The organism is Agarivorans sp. DSG3-1 (genome assembly GCF_046774965.1).
In the GTDB taxonomy this organism is placed as follows: Bacteria; Pseudomonadota; Gammaproteobacteria; order Enterobacterales; family Celerinatantimonadaceae; genus Agarivorans.
The window spans coordinates 3766115-3785133 of record NZ_CP177241.1; the positions used below are offsets into that span (position 1 = coordinate 3766115).

At 43.7% G+C, this 19019-nt stretch carries 12 protein-coding genes and 1 tRNA gene; 3 read left to right on the forward strand and 10 right to left on the reverse strand.

What is annotated here, in order from left to right; translation table 11 throughout:
- Window position 1: 1 nt before the first annotated feature.
- From uvrY to ACLD71_RS17520, 5 genes are all read right to left on the reverse strand, one after another.
- Window positions 2-646: a UvrY/SirA/GacA family response regulator transcription factor gene (gene uvrY, locus ACLD71_RS17500; protein ID WP_303515555.1), complete on the reverse strand. Its 645-nt coding sequence runs from the start codon at window positions 644-646 to the stop codon at window positions 2-4.
- Between the two features lie 258 nt (window positions 647-904).
- Window positions 905-995: transfer RNA gene (locus ACLD71_RS17505), tRNA-Ser, on the reverse strand.
- A gap of 154 nt (window positions 996-1149) precedes the next feature.
- Window positions 1150-2640 carry a glutamate synthase subunit beta gene (locus tag ACLD71_RS17510; protein WP_303551135.1) on the reverse strand — a complete coding sequence of 497 codons (1491 nt, stop codon included), beginning with the start codon at window positions 2638-2640 and terminating at the stop codon, window positions 1150-1152.
- 9 nt (window positions 2641-2649) lie between these two features.
- On the reverse strand, window positions 2650-7296 hold the full coding sequence (gene gltB / locus ACLD71_RS17515; protein ID WP_303551132.1) for a glutamate synthase large subunit: 4647 nt from the start codon (window positions 7294-7296) through the stop codon (window positions 2650-2652).
- A gap of 510 nt (window positions 7297-7806) precedes the next feature.
- Window positions 7807-8727, reverse strand: a complete 921-nt coding sequence (locus ACLD71_RS17520) for a manganese-dependent inorganic pyrophosphatase (protein ID WP_303515561.1) — start codon at window positions 8725-8727, stop codon at window positions 7807-7809.
- A 303-nt stretch (window positions 8728-9030) separates the two neighbouring features.
- Here ACLD71_RS17520 and ACLD71_RS17525 point away from each other — a divergent pair, with 303 nt between their 5' ends.
- The 3 genes from ACLD71_RS17525 to ACLD71_RS17535 are packed head-to-tail and all read left to right on the forward strand — an operon-like array spanning window position 9031 to window position 12189.
- Window positions 9031-9696 (forward strand): Bax inhibitor-1/YccA family protein, encoded by a 666-nt coding sequence (locus ACLD71_RS17525; protein ID WP_137674752.1) that lies wholly within the window; start codon window positions 9031-9033, stop codon window positions 9694-9696.
- A 52-nt stretch (window positions 9697-9748) separates the two neighbouring features.
- A complete protein-coding gene (locus ACLD71_RS17530) occupies window positions 9749-11818 on the forward strand; it encodes an FUSC family membrane protein (protein WP_411991500.1) in 2070 nt (689 codons plus the stop codon).
- 41 nt (window positions 11819-11859) lie between these two features.
- On the forward strand, window positions 11860-12189 hold the full coding sequence (locus ACLD71_RS17535; protein ID WP_137674750.1) for a TusE/DsrC/DsvC family sulfur relay protein: 330 nt from the start codon (window positions 11860-11862) through the stop codon (window positions 12187-12189).
- Between the two features lie 58 nt (window positions 12190-12247).
- Here ACLD71_RS17535 and serS read toward each other — a convergent pair whose 3' ends face one another.
- The 5 genes from serS to lrp form a co-directional block, all read right to left on the reverse strand.
- On the reverse strand, window positions 12248-13537 hold the full coding sequence (gene serS, locus ACLD71_RS17540) for a serine--tRNA ligase (RefSeq protein ID WP_411991501.1): 1290 nt from the start codon (window positions 13535-13537) through the stop codon (window positions 12248-12250).
- A 185-nt stretch (window positions 13538-13722) separates the two neighbouring features.
- A complete protein-coding gene (locus ACLD71_RS17545; RefSeq protein ID WP_411991502.1) occupies window positions 13723-14988 on the reverse strand; it encodes a replication-associated recombination protein A in 1266 nt (421 codons plus the stop codon).
- A 50-nt stretch (window positions 14989-15038) separates the two neighbouring features.
- The gene (gene lolA / locus ACLD71_RS17550) at window positions 15039-15644 is read right to left on the reverse strand and encodes an outer membrane lipoprotein chaperone LolA (RefSeq protein ID WP_411991503.1); all 606 of its coding nucleotides are present in this window, start codon (window positions 15642-15644) and stop codon (window positions 15039-15041) included.
- A gap of 9 nt (window positions 15645-15653) precedes the next feature.
- Entirely contained in the window at window positions 15654-18119 is a 2466-nt protein-coding gene (locus ACLD71_RS17555; RefSeq protein WP_411994876.1) for a DNA translocase FtsK 4TM domain-containing protein, read from the reverse strand.
- A gap of 185 nt (window positions 18120-18304) precedes the next feature.
- On the reverse strand, window positions 18305-18793 hold the full coding sequence (lrp, locus tag ACLD71_RS17560) for a leucine-responsive transcriptional regulator Lrp (RefSeq protein WP_040306996.1): 489 nt from the start codon (window positions 18791-18793) through the stop codon (window positions 18305-18307).
- Between the last annotated feature and the right edge of the window lie 226 nt (window positions 18794-19019).

A 19019-nucleotide genomic window follows, 5' to 3' on the forward strand; every position in this document is an offset into this window, starting at 1 on the left:
ATTACAATTTGTCAGTATCAATCATACCGTGGCGAATAGCTAAATGCGTTAGCTCTACATCGCCGCTAATATCGAGCTTGCTAAACAAGCGATAGCGGTATGAATTAACGGTTTTAGGGCTAAGACTAAGTTGCTCTGATATATCAGTGACCTTTTCGCCTTTGGTAATCATTAGCATTATCTGTAATTCTCGTTCAGATAAACTTTGAAACGGATTGTCTTCTGCTGGATTAAATTGGCTTAGCGCCATTTGCTGAGCGATCTCAGGTGATAAGTAACGCTGACCAACATTAACTGCACGAATGGCCTGTAGCATTTCGTCTGGTGCTGCGCTCTTGGTTAAATAGCCACACGCACCTGCCTGCATTACCTTGGTAGGAAACGGGTTTTCGGTGTGTATGGTTAATACAATAATCTTGGCATCTGGATCGTAACGTAAAATTTTACGGGTAGCTTCCAAGCCACCGATCCCGGGCATGTTCATATCCATTAGGATAACGTTGGCTTGATTGCTTCTGCACCACTGAACGGCTTTCTCGCCACTTTCAGCTTCACCAACAACTTTAAATCCTCGAACGTCTTCTAAAATGCGACGGATCCCTGTACGCACTAGCTCATGATCGTCAACCAGAAATACGTTTATCAAGCGTTCTCTCCGCTGTAACTAAAACATCAATCTACTAATTGGGCGGGTTGGCAGACGGAGTGTTGCCTGCGCAGCAAATGTTATATCCCATCAAGATAAGAATTTAAAGGATTAAGCTTTATAAGTTTAGATTAGAACCGTGTTTATTGGCAGGTTGCGCAATAAACTAGCAATTTATCAGTTAGAGATACTGGATTGGATTTAGCTAAGCGGAAAACAAAAAGCGCCGACTCATTAGTCAGCGCTTTTCGTTTAATATGGCGGAGGAGGAGAGATTTGAACTCTCGAAGGGCTATTAACCCTTGCCGGTTTTCAAGACCGGTGCATTCGACCACTCTGCCACCCCTCCGCAGCAACGGGGCGCATATTACCCCCCTATCTTGGGCTTGTAAACTGTCTTTTTAAGGTTTTTTGACAAGAGCATGCCAAGTGCACATTTAGCAAACAAATTTTGCTTATAAAAAAACCCAGCTAAAGCTGGGTTTTTAATCTTTTAAAACGACTTACTTAGGCAGGTAGCTTTTACCCATTAAGAAGGTATCTACTGCTTGTGCAGCACCACGACCTTCATTAATTGCCCAAACAATCAAGCTTTGACCACGGCGAGCATCACCAGCAGCAAATACGCCTTTTACGCTAGTGGCATATTCATCGTAAGCTGCTTTAGCATTTGAGCGAGCGTCTTTTTCTACGCCTAACTCATCAATAATGCCGGCTTCAGGTCCCATAAAGCCCATTGCCAATAATACTAAGTCAGCTTTAATAACTTCTTCGCTGCCTTTTACTGGCTCAGGAATCATTTGACCATTGGCGTTTTTAGCCCAGTTGATCTTGGTAGTATGAACTTCAGTAACATTACCTTGTTCATCACCAGCCATTTTCTGCGTCATTACTAGGTAACGACGAGGATCTTCACCTTGAATAGCAATAGCTTCGTCTTGACCGTAATCACGCTTCAACGTGCGTTTAAACTCGGGCCAAGGGTTATCTTGAGCACGCTCTTGTGGAGGCTGAGGCATAATCTCTAACTGCATCACGTTTTTACAACCGTGACGTAGAGATGTACCCACACAGTCAGTACCTGTATCACCACCACCAATAACCACAACGTGCTTATCTTTAGCGCTAATGTAACGACCGTCTTCTAGGTTGCTATCTAGCAAGCTCTTAGTATTTTTACCTAAGAACTCCATCGCAAAATGAACACCGTTAAGCTTGCGACCTTCAACTGGTAAGTCACGAGGTACCGTTGCACCAGTGGCCAGCAGTAAGGCATCAAAATCATCGTTTAAGCGAGTGATTGAAATATCTTTACCAATCTCAACAGAGGTTTTAAAGATAATGCCTTCTTCACGCATGATGTCGACACGACGCTGAACAATCTCTTTTTGTAGCTTCATGTTCGGAATACCGTACATTAACAAGCCACCAATGCGATCTGCTCGTTCAAATACCGTTACCGTGTGACCAGCAGAATTCAATTGCGCCGCTGCAGCTAAGCCAGCAGGGCCAGAGCCCACAATAGCCACTGTTTTACCGCTGCGTTTTTTAGGAATGTTAGGTTTAACCCAACCTTCTTTAAACGCGCGCTCAATAATGTTTACTTCTTGGCTCTTAATGGTTACTGGTGGAGCATTAATCCCCAGAACACAAGAATCTTCACAAGGAGCTGGACATACTCGACCCGTAAACTCAGGGAAGTTATTGGTTTTGTGTAAACGGTCGATGGCATCTTTCCAGCGACCACGGTAAACCAAGTCATTCCACTCAGGGATCAAGTTGTTAATCGGACACCCAGCTACGCGCGGGGCGTAAGCTGAGTCACCTGAATGACAAAATGGGATCCCGCAATCCATACAGCGCGAAGCTTGGTCTTTAACCGCTTCCTCGCTCATAGGCGTTTTAACTTCTAGCCAATCTATCAAACGCTCTGCTGGGTCGCGGTCTGTCGATAGCTTCCTGTCTATTTCCATAAATCCAGTTGGATTTGCCATGTCTCTCTCCTAAACCGCTTCAGCTTTCTGTTTGGCTTGTTCAGCCTTGGCTTTTTTCGCTTGCGCAACGCTATCAAGGTGCATATCGAATGCAGCAACTGCTACATCGTAATCCGTTTCATATTCACCGGTAGCTTTAGCGTCTTTCATGTAATTTTGCATACGTTCATAATCAGTAGGCATTACACGAACAAACAGACTTAGCGCATTGTCCCAATCTTCCAACAACTCTTTGGCTACGTCTGAGCCAGTGTGAGCTAAGTGGTTCTCGATTAGGGCTTTTAACTCGGCGGCTTCAGCTGCATCTTCGATGCCACCAAGTCTCACCATTTCCATGTTACAGCGAGAAGCGAACTGCTTGCTGCGGTCTAATACGTAAGCCACACCGCCAGACATACCAGCAGCGAAGTTACGGCCAGTTTCACCAAGAATAACCGCTTTACCACCGGTCATGTATTCACAACCGTGGTCGCCAACACCTTCTACAATGGCAGTAACACCTGAGTTACGAACACAGAAACGTTCACCAGCAATACCGCGAATGTATGCTTCACCCGCTGTGCCACCAAAGAAGGCTACGTTACCTACAATGATGTTTTTGCGTGCTTCAAACGGTGCACTTGAATCTGGGTAAACCACCAATTTGGCGCCAGATAAGCCTTTACCGAAGTAATCGTTGGCATCACCTTCAAGTTCAAACTTGATACCTGTAGCCGCAAACGTGCCGAAGCTTTGTCCTGCACTACCGCTAAATTTAACGTTAATGGTATCTGCAGGTAGACCTTCAGCGCCGTAGCGTTTAGATATCTCGTTCGACAACATCGTACCCACACTTCGGTCGGTATTGATGATTTCAGAGCTTAAAGAAACTTTCTCGCCAGACTCTAGCGCAGCAGCAGCATCTTTAATTAAGCGACGGTCAACAATGTCGTGAATTAAGTGTTTTTGCTCTTGGCTACAGTAAAGCGTCTCGTTTCCGCTATCGTCTGCTTTATACAAGATTGGCGATAAATCTACGCCTTTATATTTCCAGTGATCAACGTCTGTGCGAGGCGTTAAACATTGGCTCTGGCCTACCATCTCGTTGATGGTACGGAAGCCAAGTTCAGCCATAATTTCGCGTAAACCTTCAACCATCATTTGGAAGAAGTTAACAACGTGGTCAACTTGACCTGCGTAACGCTCACGTAAACGACGGTCTTGTGTAGCAATACCTACCGGACAAGTGTTTAAGTGACACTTACGCATCATGGTACAACCTTCAACCACTAGTGCAGCGGTTGCCACGCCCCACTCTTCAGCACCTAACAAGGTAGCTACTGCTAAATCGCGTGGTGTTTTAAGTTGGCCATCGGCTTGAACTGTAATACGGCTACGCAGTTTATTTTGAATAAGGGTTTGGTGTGTTTCTGCTAGACCCAGCTCCCACGGCAAACCTGCGTGTTTAATTGAGCTAAGTGGAGAAGCACCGGTACCACCATCGTAACCAGCAATAAGCACTACATCGGCGTAACCTTTACATACACCCGATGCAATTGTACCTACGCCCGCTTCTGATACTAACTTAACGTTAATACGTGCGTCACGGTTGGCATTTTTCAAATCGTAGATTAGCTGAGCTAAATCTTCGATTGAGTAAATGTCGTGGTGTGGCGGTGGTGAAATTAGACCTACACCCGGCGTTGAGCCGCGTGTTTTACCAATCCATGCATCTACCTTATCACCAGGTAATTGACCACCTTCACCAGGCTTAGCGCCTTGTGCCATTTTGATCTGTAATTCTTCAGCATTCGCTAAGTAATGGCTGGTAACACCGAAGCGACCAGAAGCAACCTGCTTGATCTTGGAGATCATTGAGTCGCCATTTTCCATAGGCTTGAAGCGAATTGGGTCTTCACCGCCCTCACCAGAGTTACTCTTACCACCAATACGGTTCATGGCAATTGCCAATGTGGTATGAGCTTCCCAAGAGATTGAACCAAAGCTCATTGCACCTGTAGCGAAACGCTTGAGGATCTTGTCAGCTGATTCAACTTCTTCTAGAGGTACACTTTCGCGGTCAGTCTTAAACTTCAGTAAGCCACGTAGTGTGAAGGCTTCTTTCGCTTGGTTATCTACATTGGCTGCGTATTCTTTAAATACCTTGTAGTCATTAGTAGATGAAGCGTTTTGCAGCAAACGGATAGTGGTTGGGTTAAATAAATGGCGTTCGCCATCTTGACGCCAAGCGTAATCACCACCAGTTTTAAGAATCAAATCATTAAACGGGTTATCGTCTGCAGGGAAACCTTCGCGGTGACGATTTAAAGCTTCAGTGGCAATTCCGTCTAGGCTTAAACCTTCGATACGAGTTACTGTGCCAGTAAAGTATTTCTTAACCACATCAGAGTTAATACCCAGCGCTTCAAAAATTTGCGCGCCTTGGTATGACTGAAGTGTAGAGATACCCATTTTCGAAAAGATTTTTAGCAAGCCACTATTTACTGCATTGCTGTAACGCGATATCACATCATCGTTAGACATGCTGCTATCAATAATGGCTTGGTCACGCATGTCTAGCAGTGTTTCAATGGCTAGATATGGGTTTACTGCTGCCGCGCCGTAACCTAATACAGTGGCTAGGTGATGCGTTTCACGAATGTCGCCTGATTCAACAATCAAGTCTGCGTGAGCACGTATACCTTCGCGGATTAAGTAGTGGTGAACAGCGGCTGTGGCCAATACCGATGGTACTGCAGCATGGTCGCTATCTACTCGACGATCACTCAAAATAAGGATTGAGAATCCGTCATCTACAGCGTCTTTAGCATGACGACAAATACGGTCGATTGCTTTTTCTAGTTCATTTTCCGCGCCAGTGGCTTGGAAAGTAGTAGAAATAGTCGCTGCTTGGAAGTGGTTATGATCAATGCTACGTAGCTTAGCCAACTGTTCGTTGGTTAATACTGGCTGCTTGATTTCTACTTTACGACAATGCAGTGGTGTTTCTTCAAGTAAGTTTAAGTCCGCGCCTACGTAAGTACGTAGCGACATCACCATTTCTTCACGAATTGGGTCGATTGGCGGGTTAGTTACTTGAGCGAACAACTGCTTAAAGTAATGTGATAGATGCGGATTTTTGTCAGACAAAATCGCCAATGGCGTATCTGTACCCATTGCACCTAGTGGTTCTTTAGACGTTCCAACCATTGGCTTAAGAACGGCATTAATGTCTTCTTGGCTGTAACCAAAAGCTTTTTGACGTTTTTCTAAGCTGTGCTGCGTAGCAAAACGGTCGTAACCTTCAGGTAAAGGTAGATCATCAAGAACAATCTTATTCTCTTCTACCCACTTACCGTATGGCTGACTAGAACACACAGTGTGTTTAACTTCGTCGTCAGCAATAATGCGACCTTGTTCTAGGTCTGCAATAAAGATTTTACCTGGCTGCAAGCGGCCTTTTTGAACCACTTTAGATTGGTCTACTACTAAGGCACCTGTTTCTGAACCCATTACAACTAGGCCATCATCGGTAACAAGGTAACGAGAAGGACGTAGTCCGTTACGGTCTAAAGTTGCGCCAATCACTTTACCATTGGTAAATGAAATTGAAGCTGGGCCGTCCCATGGTTCCATCATGCACGAATAGTACTCGTAGAAGGCACGCTTCACAGGGTCCATATCGTCTTGAGTTTGCCATGCTTCTGGCACAACCATCATCATTACTTGCTCAAGTGGGCGACCACTTAACACCAGTAATTCTACACACATGTCTAGGTTGGCTGAGTCAGAACGCGTGATATCACACACTGGATTAATCATATCCAGTTCTTCTTTGCTGAAGTTTACACTTGCAAGCAGTGATTCACGGGCACGCATCCAGTTTACGTTACCTTTAACCGTGTTAATTTCGCCATTGTGGGCAATGTAACGGAAAGGCTGTGCTAAACGCCAAGCTGGGAAGGTATTAGTAGAGAAACGCGAGTGGAACATAGCAATTGCCGACACTACGCGTGGATCTTGTAAGTCTAAATAGTATTTACGTACTTGCGCGGTTGTTAACTGCCCTTTATAGACAATAGTGCGCGAAGACATCGACGCCATGTAAAAGCTTTCGTTTACACCAGCAACCGTTGCATCAGCAATGTGCAGCGTGTATTTACGTAAAACAAATAGCTTACGTTCAAAAATCTGTTGGTCTAGATCAGATGGGCGCGCAATAAAGACTTGCTCAATTTGCGGCTCATTATCAACTGAGGCCTGACCCAAACTTGAGTTGTCTTTTGGCACTACGCGATAACCTAATAAGGTTAAGCCTAGTTTCTCAATGTTTCGGTTTAAAATTTCGCGACATTCGCGACGAATAGCTTCATCACGCGGGAAGTAAACCATGCCCACGCCATACTCACCTGGATTAGGTAAGCTGAAACCTAGTTTTGTCGCTTCTTCGTTAAAAAACTCATGAGGAAGCTGAATGAGGATACCTGCGCCGTCTCCACTATCGACGTCACAACCTGTACCACCACGATGCTCCATGCAAGTAAGCATGGTTAATGCGTTTTCGATCACATCATGACTTTTACGCCCTTTTAAGTGGGCAACAAATCCGATACCACAGCTATCGTGTTCGAATTCAGGCCTATAAAGGCTCTTATTGTGTTGAGTTATGTTTGTCATCCAGTAATTCCTATTTACTGCTATATTGATGTTATTCAGACCGACAAGACCTTGAACATCAATAGTATTTTCATTTAAAGAGGAGCCACATCAGCTCTCGATGATGTGTGAATAATCGTCTTTATCAGTAGATTATCCTTACAACCTCCAAAACAACAGCATTCAATAACGCAGGAGCTAGTCCATTCGTCACGAAAGTAACGGAAATGCTATCACAGATATAATGAGAATTTCAGACTTGACTTGAAATTAAGTGTGATTTTTTTTTACAAAAACGCCTAAGAGACTAAATAAACGAGTTTTTTCTCACATTTTTTGCAGAAAAATTCATTAAGTGACGATAAAAACAGTAAACACTGTTTAAAAAGTAATTAAATAACGTAATTTGTAAACTAAAATCAGCACGCGAGTTACTGAAAACGAAACTCAAAGTTAGAAAATTAATTTAACGATCAACAAACACAAAAAAACCAGCCTAAATTGGCTGGTTTTTTATACAAGTGTGAGTGTTTAACTGGCGTCAAACTCACGCTGTAAGGGCGGCATCACCTGCTTCTTACGGCTAACTACGCCAGGTAAATCAATAATAGAGCCATCAATACTTCCACCTAAAGTAGACGCCACCAATGCGGCTTCATCACTACAGATTAAACCAGTAGAATTTAATGTAGTGATGTCAGTAAGCAATACTAATGCGGTGTGGTAGTTATGAGCTTGTTTAAGCGCCACTAATTCTGTTTCTAACTCATCTAAGCGCGCTAATACCGGTGCAACCGAGGTTAACTCAAGCTGAGCGATAGCAAATTGCTTACCGTTAATCTCGTAAACCTTTTGGTCGCGAAGCACTAACTCAGATGCAGGCACTGATGCTACATCTGACTTAGCAGCAAACTGCTCATCAGCGAAGGCATTAATATCGGCTACACCCGCCAATTTCGCTAAGGCTTCTGCAGCTTCACGATCAACAGGAGTAAATGTAGGCGAGTTAAACTTAACAGTGTCGCTCAAAATAGCACCAAGCATTAGCGTTGCCGCTTCTTTACTTGGTGTAATGTTCGAGGCTTGGTACATGCTGTAAACAATGGTACAGCTACAGCCCACTGGGCGGATCCAACACTCTACTGGCTCAGCAGTAGTAATGTCGCCGAGTTTATGATGATCAACAATACCGCGAATATTGGCTTTTTTAGCATCTTTAGGCGCTTGGCCCCAATCAGAGTAATCAATTAACCATACATCTTCACCGGCAATCTCGGTGCGAACTTCTGGCGCTTGAAAGCCAATTTTGTCTAAAAGAAATTGTGCTTCAGGGTTTGGTTCGCCCTGAGCAATAGCAGTAGCAGGTGTACCTTGCTTAGTTAATAACTCTGCTAAAGATATTGCACCAGCAATACTATCGCAGTCTGGATTAGTGTGTCCTAAAACTAACATCTGTTATCCGTCTCACTTAATCGTTGAAGGGTTGAGGCAAACTGCCCTGTTAATGCGCTGATCATAGGGCTATGTGAAACCGAGTGCAACACTCGCTTTAGTATAAGGTAAGGTGATTTTGCACTGACAAACATTCAAAAAGCTAAGTCTTTGAGTGCTTTATTAAATTTATCTGTGATGAATTGGTGACGCTACCAGCATTTTTAGATGGCGGATTTGATTTTTTTTAGTTAAAAACTGGTTATACTACAATTTCGGTTTATATAAACTAACCAACTAACTCAGCCTGAACGGAGTGAAATAATGAATCAGCCTAGCACGATAAACTATAGCGCTGCATCGAAACTGGAAACAAATAAGGTATTGCGTAATACATACGCTTTACTATCGATGACCTTGTTTACCAGTGCAATTGCAGCTTTCTTTGCAGTAGTCGCCGGTATTGGCCACATGGCGTCTATTGGTATGATGGTTGCCGCTATGATCATCGTATTCTTCGTCTTACCTCGCAGCATCAATTCTTCGATGGGGCTTGTTTGGACATTTGTATTTACAACCTTAATGGGTGCCTCGTTGGGTCCATTGCTTAGCGCTTACCTACAGTTTCCACAAGGCCCAGCCATTGTGATGCAAGCCTTAGGTATGACAGGTCTTATTTTCTTCGGCTTGTCTGGCTATGTACTCACCACCAAAAAAGACTTCTCTTTTATGAGCGGCTTTTTAATGGCAGGTTTAATTGTGGTTGTAGTGAGCATGTTACTTAACTTGTTTTTACAAATACCAATGCTTAGCCTAGCCATTAGTGGTGCAGCGGTAATGTTGTTTTCTGGCTTTATTCTTTACGATACCAGCAACATCTTAAACGGTACCGAAACCAACTACATTCGAGCAACTATCTCTATGTACTTGAATATATTTAATATTTTCGTACACTTGTTACACATCTTAGGTTTCTTGAACGACGACTAAGCCAGATTGGTAAAGGATAAATACGCCCTGCCTTTGCAGGGCGTTTTCATTTATGGCACTTACGTTAAAAATTGATTCATCTGCACTTAACTGGACTGTAGCGTTAAAAGCTGCTGGTTTAGCTACGTTAGTATTAAGCCTAGGCTTGCTGCTAGACGTAGATCTCGCACTTACCGCCACTCTCGGTATTGTGGCTGCGGGTTTAGCCGACAGCCCCGACTTCTATCAGCAACGCCTGCAAAGTACAGCATTAATGGTAACCAGTTTTACCTTAGCGACTGTATCGGTCACTCTATTGTTTCCTTGGCCGTGGTTGTTCGCTGTTGGTTTATTTAGTTCATGTTACTTGTTTATGCGCATGCCGGTGCTTGGGCAAAAATACGGCTCTATCTCTCTTTGTTCCTTGATTATTGCCATTTACACCATGCTGGGGTATTCCACCTATGCAAACCCTTGGGTGCAACCACTTTGGTTAGTGATAGGTGCACTTAGTTATGCGTTACTTTCGCTGGTTATAAACGCCCTTTACCCTACCCGCTGGGTAGACAAACAGCTGGATAATGTATTTCGCCAAATCAGTTTGTACCAATTAACTAAAACCCGGCTATTTCAACGCGCAGCTAATATCAACGACATTCAAGTTAAGCTAACAGCCCAAAGCGCTGATATTGCTGAGCAGCTAGGCGTTATACGCCACGGCTTGTATGTGCACCAACAGCGTAACAAACAGCAAGTTGGCTCAAGCCAAATGGACCGATTTTTTAAAGCCCAGTTACTGCATGAGCGCTTAAGTTCGTCCCATTTAGATTACGAACGTTTGCAAAAGGTTCTTCCAAGAACATTGCTCGCTGAAACGAGAACTATATTAGTTAAAATCGCCCGGGTTATTGGTGCAAGACAAACCCCGCCAGAAATACAACAAGAACTTAACTATGCAATTGATACTCTTGAGCAAAACCGAGCCAATTTAAAAGATGTGCCACCGCGCTTTGCCTACATGCTCAAAAACTTAAAGAAAGTCACCGCTCTATGCTTTCATGAGCAGCACTTTCCTGAACCAGAACAAAGCTTTTCACCTTTTAGTTCTATTTCAATAAAACAATATTTGCAGCAAGCTTTCGACTTTACACTCTCCATAAACCGCCATGCCTTAAGAATGGCTACTATTATGTTAGCCGCTTACGGTTTAATTCAGCTCTCGGGAGACGAACACGCTTACTGGTTGATGCTAAGTTGTTTATTAGTAGTTAAGCCGAATTATCACGATACTAAAAAGCGAGTAGACAAAAGAGTTTATGGCACTATCGTGGGTGTTGTGCTTGCTGCGGGACTCAGTTATTTAGCTCTTCCTGAGATCATTCTTATAGCATTGCTCCCAGGCTTTATATTACTGTTCTTTTTGTTCTTCCATTTTAACTACGCTATCTCCGTGGCTGTTATTACGGTGTTTGTAGCCATGTCTTTAGACATACAGGGCTATCCCGCGAACGAAGCGTTAATGGTAAGAACCTTTGTCACTATTCTTGGGGCAGTAATGGCAATGACAGCGATGCGTTATCTGTGGCCCGATTGGCAACATAAGCAAAGCCGCAAAATTATTAGCCAGTTATTTGCCAATATTGCCAAGTATCAGCAAGCCATATTCGAGCAGTATTTCTCTCAAGCTACCGATGAGTCAACGGCCTTTCGCTTAAGCCGCTACCACGCCTATCAAAGCGAAGCCGAACTGGTTCGCCATTGGCAACATATGCTGGCAGAACCCAGTGCTAAGCAGCGATTATCACCTGATTTGTATCAACTGGTAGGTTTAAGCCATCATTTGCTGTCTCACCTGTCTGCCCTCTCTACGCATCGTAATCAGCTGCAATCTAGCCACGCAGCTGAACGCTTAGCGAGTCTAGGCGAGACCATTCAAAACGAGCTGTGTTTAATGCACGATTACCTGTTGCTAAAGTCGGAGCAAAGGCCAAGTTTAAGCCTGCAGCATGACGCTTTAATGCGCTCCATTAACCAACTACTGCCTCAATTAGTTGGCAATGAACTATTGATTGCTTATCAGCTACAGCTTATCGGTAAAGACTTAAAGAAAATTCGACAGTTATTGCTCAATGGTAAGTGGTAAACTAGCCGTGATAACAGGCTAATAAGGCACGAAACACTGGCATGATTGAATTTAACGGCAAACAATACCCTACCGATAAAAACGGCTACTTACTTGAGTTAGAGGTATGGACAGAAGCGCTAGCCGCTCATATTGCTGAACTAGAGAACATTGAAATGAATGAAGCCCATTGGGAAGTGGTTCACTTTGTTCGAAATTTCTATCTGGAGTTTAATACCTCACCAGCCATGCGGGCGCTAGTTAAAGCTATGGCCAAAAAGTTTGGTCCAGAAAAAGGCAATAGTCGATACTTATATAAACTGTTTCCAGAAGGTCCGGCCAAACAAGCAACCAAAGTAGCTGGCCTACCTAAACCAGTTAAATGTATCTAAGTTAAATAACAAAAAAGCGCCTTAAGGCGCTTTTTTAATACTCATTAATTCGTTAGTGCTAAGCAGAAATAAGCTCTATTCCGCCCATGTAAGGTTGCAGGACGTCTGGGATACGAATACTGCCATCAGCATTTTGGTAATTCTCTAAAATAGCCACCAAGGTCCGACCTACTGCTAAACCAGAACCATTTAAAGAGTGTAACAACTCTGGTTTTTTAGCACCGGTTGGTCGAAAACGCGCTTGCATACGGCGCGATTGGAAGTCTTCACAGTTAGATACTGAAGAAATTTCTCGGTAAGCATCTTGCGCAGGTACCCATACTTCTAAGTCGTAGGTTTTAGTTGCGCCAAAACCCATATCTCCAGTACACAAAATAACTACCCGGTATGGCAATTCAAGTTTCTGAAGAATGTTTTCCGCATGTTGACGCATCTCTTCCAAGGCGTCGTATGATTTCTCTGGGTGAACCAGCTGCACCATTTCAACTTTGTCGAATTGGTGTTGGCGAATTAAACCGCGAGTATCACGCCCGTAAGATCCGGCTTCACTGCGAAAACACGGAGTATGAGCAGTCATACGAATGGGCAACTCAGTTTCATCTACGATGCTATCGCGCAACATATTAGTGAGCGGTACTTCGGCCGTAGGAATCAAACTCATGCCAATACCTTCTTCGGTTGCCGGCTGAGTATGAAATAAGTCTTTACCAAATTTAGGCATTTGGCCCGTGCCGTACAAAGAATCTGAGTTAACCAAGTACGGTACGTACATCTCTTGGTAACCATGTTCTTCAGTATGGGTATCTAGCATAAACTGAGCAATGGCACGGTGTAACTTAGCAATTTTGCCTTTCATTACGATGAAGCGTGAACCACTAATCTTTACTGCGTTGGCAAAATCTAAACCTTGTAAGTCAGTACCTACATCAACGTGATCTTTAACGTCAAAATCAAAATCCGGTAATTCACCCCAAGTATGCAACTCAACGTTCTCGTCTTCGTCTTTGCCTATTGGGGCACTTGGATGAGGTAAGTTAGGTAGCGTTAAAGAATAATCTTTAATTTCTTCCAGTAACGCGTTTAGCTCGCCTTTCGCGGCGTCAAGTTTTTCACCCAATTGGCCTACTTCGGCAAGTAGCGGTGCAATATCTTCGCCACGGCCTTTAGCTTGACCGATTGATTTGGAACGGGTGTTACGCTCATTTTGTAGTTCTTGGGTGCGAACTTGTAGTTCTTTACGACGACTTTCTAATTCAGTCAATCGAGCTACATCAAGTTCAAATCCACGAGTCTTTAAGCGCTCAGCGGTGGTGTCTATTTCGCCGCGCAACAAATTAGCGTCTAACATTCAATAACCTACTTCCAATTCAATTTGATAATTAATCACAATACCCAGCCAAATAACGCCTAGTAAGGTATTGCTAAATGTTTGCTTTACAAAACTCGCTTATTATAGAGCAACTACCTACAGACACAATCTAGCTTTCGACTAGATCGCGCAATATAGGCGAATTACTTTGAATAAGTGAGTGCTTATTTAGCTTGCTGGTCGAGATTATGTAAATAACTCAGTTTTTCAGCTATCTGTTTTTCTAAACCGCGCGGTTGTGGGTAGTAAAATTGGCTACCGTGTAAGGCGTCTGGCAGGTATTGTTGACCAGCCGAATAAGCATTGGGTTCGTCGTGTGAATAACGATACTCTGCCCCATACCCTAACTCTGCCATCAATTTGGTGGGTGCGTTACGTAAATGTACTGGCACTTCTGCATCGCCGTATTCTTTGGCTGCAACACGAGCGGCTTTAAAAGCGGTATACACCGCGTTGCTTTTAGGTGCGCAAGCCAAATAAACCACAGCTTGAGCAATCGCACGTTCTCCTTCTGCAGCACCAACTCGAGTAAAACAGTCCCATGCACTAACCGCAATTTGCATCGCGCGAGGATCGGCATTTCCCACATCCTCTGAGGCAATTGCTAAGCAGCGACGCGCAACCGATAAAGGGTCGCCACTGGCTTCTAAAATACGGCTATACCAATACAAGGCTGCATCTGGCGATGAGCCACGAATTGATTTATGTAAAGCCGACAACAAATCATAAAACTTGTCGCCTCCTTTATCGATATGGCTATAACGCTCTCCGGCCACTTGCTTAAGCAGACTAAAACTTAAGTACTTACCTTTTGCATCTACTTCAGCCAGCTCAGACATCATCTCAAGCAGATTGAGTGCACGACGCGCGTCGCCGCTCACTAAGCCAGCTAAGGCCTCAAGCACACCATCTTCGAAGTGCAGATTTTGTTGCTTTAGAAGTGAGTCATCGTTAATCGCACGATCTAGCAGCTGCATAATTGCCGCGCTATCTAGTGAGCGTAATACATAGGTTTTCGCCCGCGACAATAAGGCGTTGTTAAGCTCAAACGAGGGGTTTTCAGTTGTTGCACCCACAAAAATAACGGTGCCATTTTCTACATATGGTAAAAATGCATCTTGTTGGCTTTTGTTGAAGCGATGTACTTCATCAACAAATAGAATAGTGCGACGGCTTACTTGTTGATTTTGTTGAGCCCGCTCAATAGCAGCTCGAACTTCTTTAATGCCACCAGTTACTGCAGAAATTTTTTCGACTTCCGCATCAGCATAATGCGCAGCTAGCTCAGCAATAGTGGTTTTACCGGTGCCTGGCGGGCCCCATAAAATCATTGAATGTAGCTGGCCACTTGATATTGCTTTATACAAAGGTTGATCAGCCGCTAAAATGTGCTGCTGGCCAACGTAATGCGCTAATTCTGTCGGGCGCATTCTTGCTGCTAGAGGCCGAAAATCGGCCTCGAAGTTTAACTCCAAACTCATTAGCGTTGGTCGTCAATCATTGTATTTGCCGGAATATCGAATTGAAACAGTTTGCTATCAAACTTTGGGTTAGCTTTAAAACTGTCTAATGTAAATTCACTGCGCTGACCGGTACTTTCAATAATGTCGAAACGCGAAATACTGCTATCGGCATTTAGTTTCACCCAAAACGCAGCTTGCATTGGATCTTGTTTAGATTTAACTAAATAACCCTGCTCTAACTTTTCTACCTGATAGTTCTGCCAACTCTCTTTACGATCGTCTGCTAGCAAAATAAAGGGCGATTGATTAATCGCTTCACCCGCATCCATGATGGTAACCTGCTCAACAAATGGGCTGTAATACCAAATAGTTGAACCGTCCGAAACAATCATATCTTGCTCAGGCATCACTTGTTGCCAGTTAAGCTTGGCAGGCCTTGCTAAGCTAAGCTTACCTTCTGCCTCGTGAATATTGACACCGTCGGCATCTATCACCGTTTGTTTAAACTGTGCTTGAAAGCCCTGCAAGTCTGCAAGGTGTTGTTTTAATTCAGCAGCGGCATCAGCCGCTACAGCCTGGCCTGCTACCAATGCAGCAAAAGCAATACTTACTAATGTTTTCATCTTATCTCTTTAATCAATTCGAACAGGAGGTGGTGCAATCACTTCACGATTGCCGTTGTGCCCTGGGGCACTCACAATGCCTTGAACTTCCATTTGTTCAACGATACGCGCCGCGCGGTTATAACCAATTTTAAACTTACGTTGTACTCCAGAAACAGAGCCGCGGCGAGTTTCGGTTACGTGCATTACCGCTTGGTCAAATAAAGCATCTAATTCTTCGTCGGATTCAGCGACTTCGCCAGGTAGCATTGCATCTGGGCCAGCTTCGCCGTTTAATATCTCGTCAATGTAATCGGGTTCGCCGCGTTCTTTCCAGGCAGAAACCACTGCGTGAACTTCGTGATCGTCTACAAATGCACCATGCACACGTGTTGGAACACCGGTACCCGCTGGCAAGTACAACATATCGCCCATACCCAGTAAGGTTTCAGCACCCTGTTGGTCCAAAATGGTTCGAGAATCAATACGACTAGAAACTTGGAATGCCATTCGTGTAGGAATATTGGCTTTAATCAAGCCGGTAATTACATCCACCGAAGGACGCTGTGTTGCCAAGACTAAGTGAATACCTGCAGCACGGGCTTTTTGCGCAATACGAGCTATTAGTTCTTCTACCTTTTTGCCTACAATCATCATCATGTCGGCAAATTCATCAATCACCACTACAATATGCGGCAGCTTTTCTAAAGTGGGCGCAATTTCTGCCATGCTGTCTTCTGGCTTCCAGAGAGGATCGACAATAGGATTACCCGATGCCAAGGCATCCAACACTTTTTGGTTATAACCTTTTAGGTTACGCACGCCGAGCGCTGACATTAATTTGTAGCGTCGCTCCATTTCACCCACACACCAGCGCAGTGCATTAGCTGCCTCTTTCATGTCTGTCACAACCTCAGACAATAAATGAGGAATGCCTTCATAAACCGACAACTCCAACATTTTAGGGTTGATCATGATCAAGCGAACATCTTCGGGTGTTGATTTATAAAGTAGGCTCACGATCATTACGTTTACCCCAACAGACTTACCCGAACCTGTTGTACCAGCCACTAACAAGTGCGGCATTTTGGCAAGATCAACCACTACAGGTTGACCGGCAATATCTTTTCCTAACACCATAGTGAGTGGCGATTTAGCTTGATGAAATACTGGGCTATCTACCACTTCACTTAAATAAACTATTTCTCTAAAGCGATTTGGCAGTTCTAAACCAATCACCGACTTACCGGGAATAACTTCAACCACACGCACACTAATTGCCGATAAAGCTCGCGCTAAATCCTTAGACAAATTGGTGATTTTGCTTACTTTTACCCCAGGCGCTAAATCCAATTCAAAACGGGTAATTACTGGGCCAGGGTGCACTGCTACTACCGATGCTTGAATATTAAAGTCCAGTAATTTGGCTTCGACTAAACGAGAAACTTGTTCTAACTCTTCTTGAGAAATCGGGTTTTGCTTTTTATCTGGCCTATCCAATAAATTCATATCGGGTAGTCTGCTTAATCGAGGTTGAGCAGGTGCAGCCGGAGTTTGCGGCTGACTGGGTGCGACAGTTTTAGCCTTAGCCGGCATTGAGCCACCATCAAAGGGGATATCAGGCATTGGCTCAGGTGGTGTTTGGTCAAGAATCACGCTTGGTGGGTCTACGCTTTCGTCTTCAAAGGCAAACTCAATATCTTCTTTAGCTTGAGATAACTCTTCCTCAAATGAACTGTCTATTGAAAAGCTCGGTTCAATCGCTTGCGAGCTCACTACAGGCTCTGCATCTAATTTTTCTTGTAAAGAGGCTTGCTGTTCATCTACAAAATCAGTTTGCAAATGAATATCAGACTCCATATTTGGGTCTGGCAATTCAGTGCTTTCTTCAGCTTTTGGTTCTGGCTCAAAGTCGCGCATTAATACATCTTGCTCTAATTCGCGTTGTTTCTTATTCCGCATTCGCTCGGGCAAAGATACCAGGCCACTATAGGCTGCGTTTAAAAGACTGCCCAGTTGCTCAACAAACTGAATCCAAGATACGCCGGTAAATAAGGTTACACCACCGGCAAATACTGCTAACAAAATAATACTAGTGCCTAACAAACCAAACACTGGGATCATTAGCTGAGTGAAAATATCTCCCACTAAGCCTCCTGAAGAAAAAAAGAAAAAATCATCAATATGAATGCTCGCTAAAGTGGTTAAACTCGCGAAAGTGAAAACAAACCCAATAACCCTTAAACCTAGAGTAAAGAAATTGAGTTGGGCAACCGGACAGGGTCGCCAAAATAAAGCCCAAGCTAAAAAACCACTTATCAAAGGAACGCTATAAGCCATAAAGCCAAAACTAAATAGCAGTAAATCGGCAAACCAAGCACCAGAACTGCCAGCTGCATTAGCAATGGATTGTTCAACTGCTGTTTGCGACCAACTCGGATCACTAGGATTAAATGTTAATAAGGCTACCATTAGGTAAACACCTAAAGCGCCCATTGCGATAGCGCATACTTCCGCAATACGAGCAAAGCCAGACAATCTGTTGTCTGTAAGATCTGTCACAAGCGTTCCCTTGAACTAAAAATATCCAATAAATATTCTGTTTGGTTAAAAACAAAACAAGCGGCATTAGCCGCTTGTTTAACTTTATCAAAAATGAATTGGAGGGGGAAACGACTCCGTTAGTTTTTGATAACTAGTCGATTACTCTGCTTCACTTCTTCCATAACGACGTAAGTACGCGTGTCGTTTACACCAGGCAAACGAAGAAGAGTTTCGCCTAACAACTTACGATAAGCAGACATATCCGCTACGCGAGTCTTTAATAGGTAGTCAAAATCACCAGATACTAAGTGACATTCTTGAATTTCTTCAAGCTGCTGCACTGCATGGTTAAATTGTTCAAATACATCTGGCGCACCACGATTCAACGTGATTTCAACAAAAACCAACAGTGAAGCGTCTAAATACTGAGGATTTAAAATTGCGGTGTAACCGGTAATGTAACCTTGGCGCTCCAGGCGTCTAACCCTTTCTAGACAAGGTGTAGGGCTTAAACCTACGCGTTTTGAAAGTTCCACATTTGATATGCGGCCATCTTTTTGCAACTCATTAAGTATGTTGCGATCAATACGATCCAGTTCCTTCATTGGTCGACCTTTTGCTTCCATTAGTGGTGATACGATTGTTGTCCCTAAGTACACCAAGTTGAGCTGACTTTTTATGCATTATTACTGGTTGTCACTGCATAAACTATGTGGGTATCCCTTCACACATAAATAAGTCATTACAAGCGAGATGCAGAGCTAAAACCCAAGCGAACAGATTTTTCTAAACTTTTGTTTTATCCCCGAGCATTATTTATTCCACAAAATGCCCAGACTATCAAGTAAAAAG

What these genes read in the sequence shown, in the direction of transcription:
- ACLD71_RS17530 (WP_411991500.1), top strand. Translation starts at nt 9,749, where the DNA reads ATGGCACTTACGTTAAAAATTGATTCATCTGCACTTAACTGGACTGTA.
- ACLD71_RS17555 (WP_411994876.1), bottom strand. Translation starts at nt 18,119, where the DNA reads ATGGGCGCTTTAGGTGTTTACCTAATGGTAGCCTTATTAACATTTAAT.
- ACLD71_RS17520 (WP_303515561.1), bottom strand. Translation starts at nt 8,727, where the DNA reads ATGTTAGTTTTAGGACACACTAATCCAGACTGCGATAGTATTGCTGGT.
- lolA (WP_411991503.1), bottom strand. Translation starts at nt 15,644, where the DNA reads ATGAAAACATTAGTAAGTATTGCTTTTGCTGCATTGGTAGCAGGCCAG.
- serS (WP_411991501.1), bottom strand. Translation starts at nt 13,537, where the DNA reads ATGTTAGACGCTAATTTGTTGCGCGGCGAAATAGACACCACCGCTGAG.
- ACLD71_RS17525 (WP_137674752.1), top strand. Translation starts at nt 9,031, where the DNA reads ATGAATCAGCCTAGCACGATAAACTATAGCGCTGCATCGAAACTGGAA.
- lrp (WP_040306996.1), bottom strand. Translation starts at nt 18,793, where the DNA reads ATGGAAGCAAAAGGTCGACCAATGAAGGAACTGGATCGTATTGATCGC.
- ACLD71_RS17545 (WP_411991502.1), bottom strand. Translation starts at nt 14,988, where the DNA reads ATGCGCCCGACAGAATTAGCGCATTACGTTGGCCAGCAGCACATTTTA.
- ACLD71_RS17535 (WP_137674750.1), top strand. Translation starts at nt 11,860, where the DNA reads ATGATTGAATTTAACGGCAAACAATACCCTACCGATAAAAACGGCTAC.
- ACLD71_RS17510 (WP_303551135.1), bottom strand. Translation starts at nt 2,640, where the DNA reads ATGGCAAATCCAACTGGATTTATGGAAATAGACAGGAAGCTATCGACA.
- gltB (WP_303551132.1), bottom strand. Translation starts at nt 7,296, where the DNA reads ATGACAAACATAACTCAACACAATAAGAGCCTTTATAGGCCTGAATTC.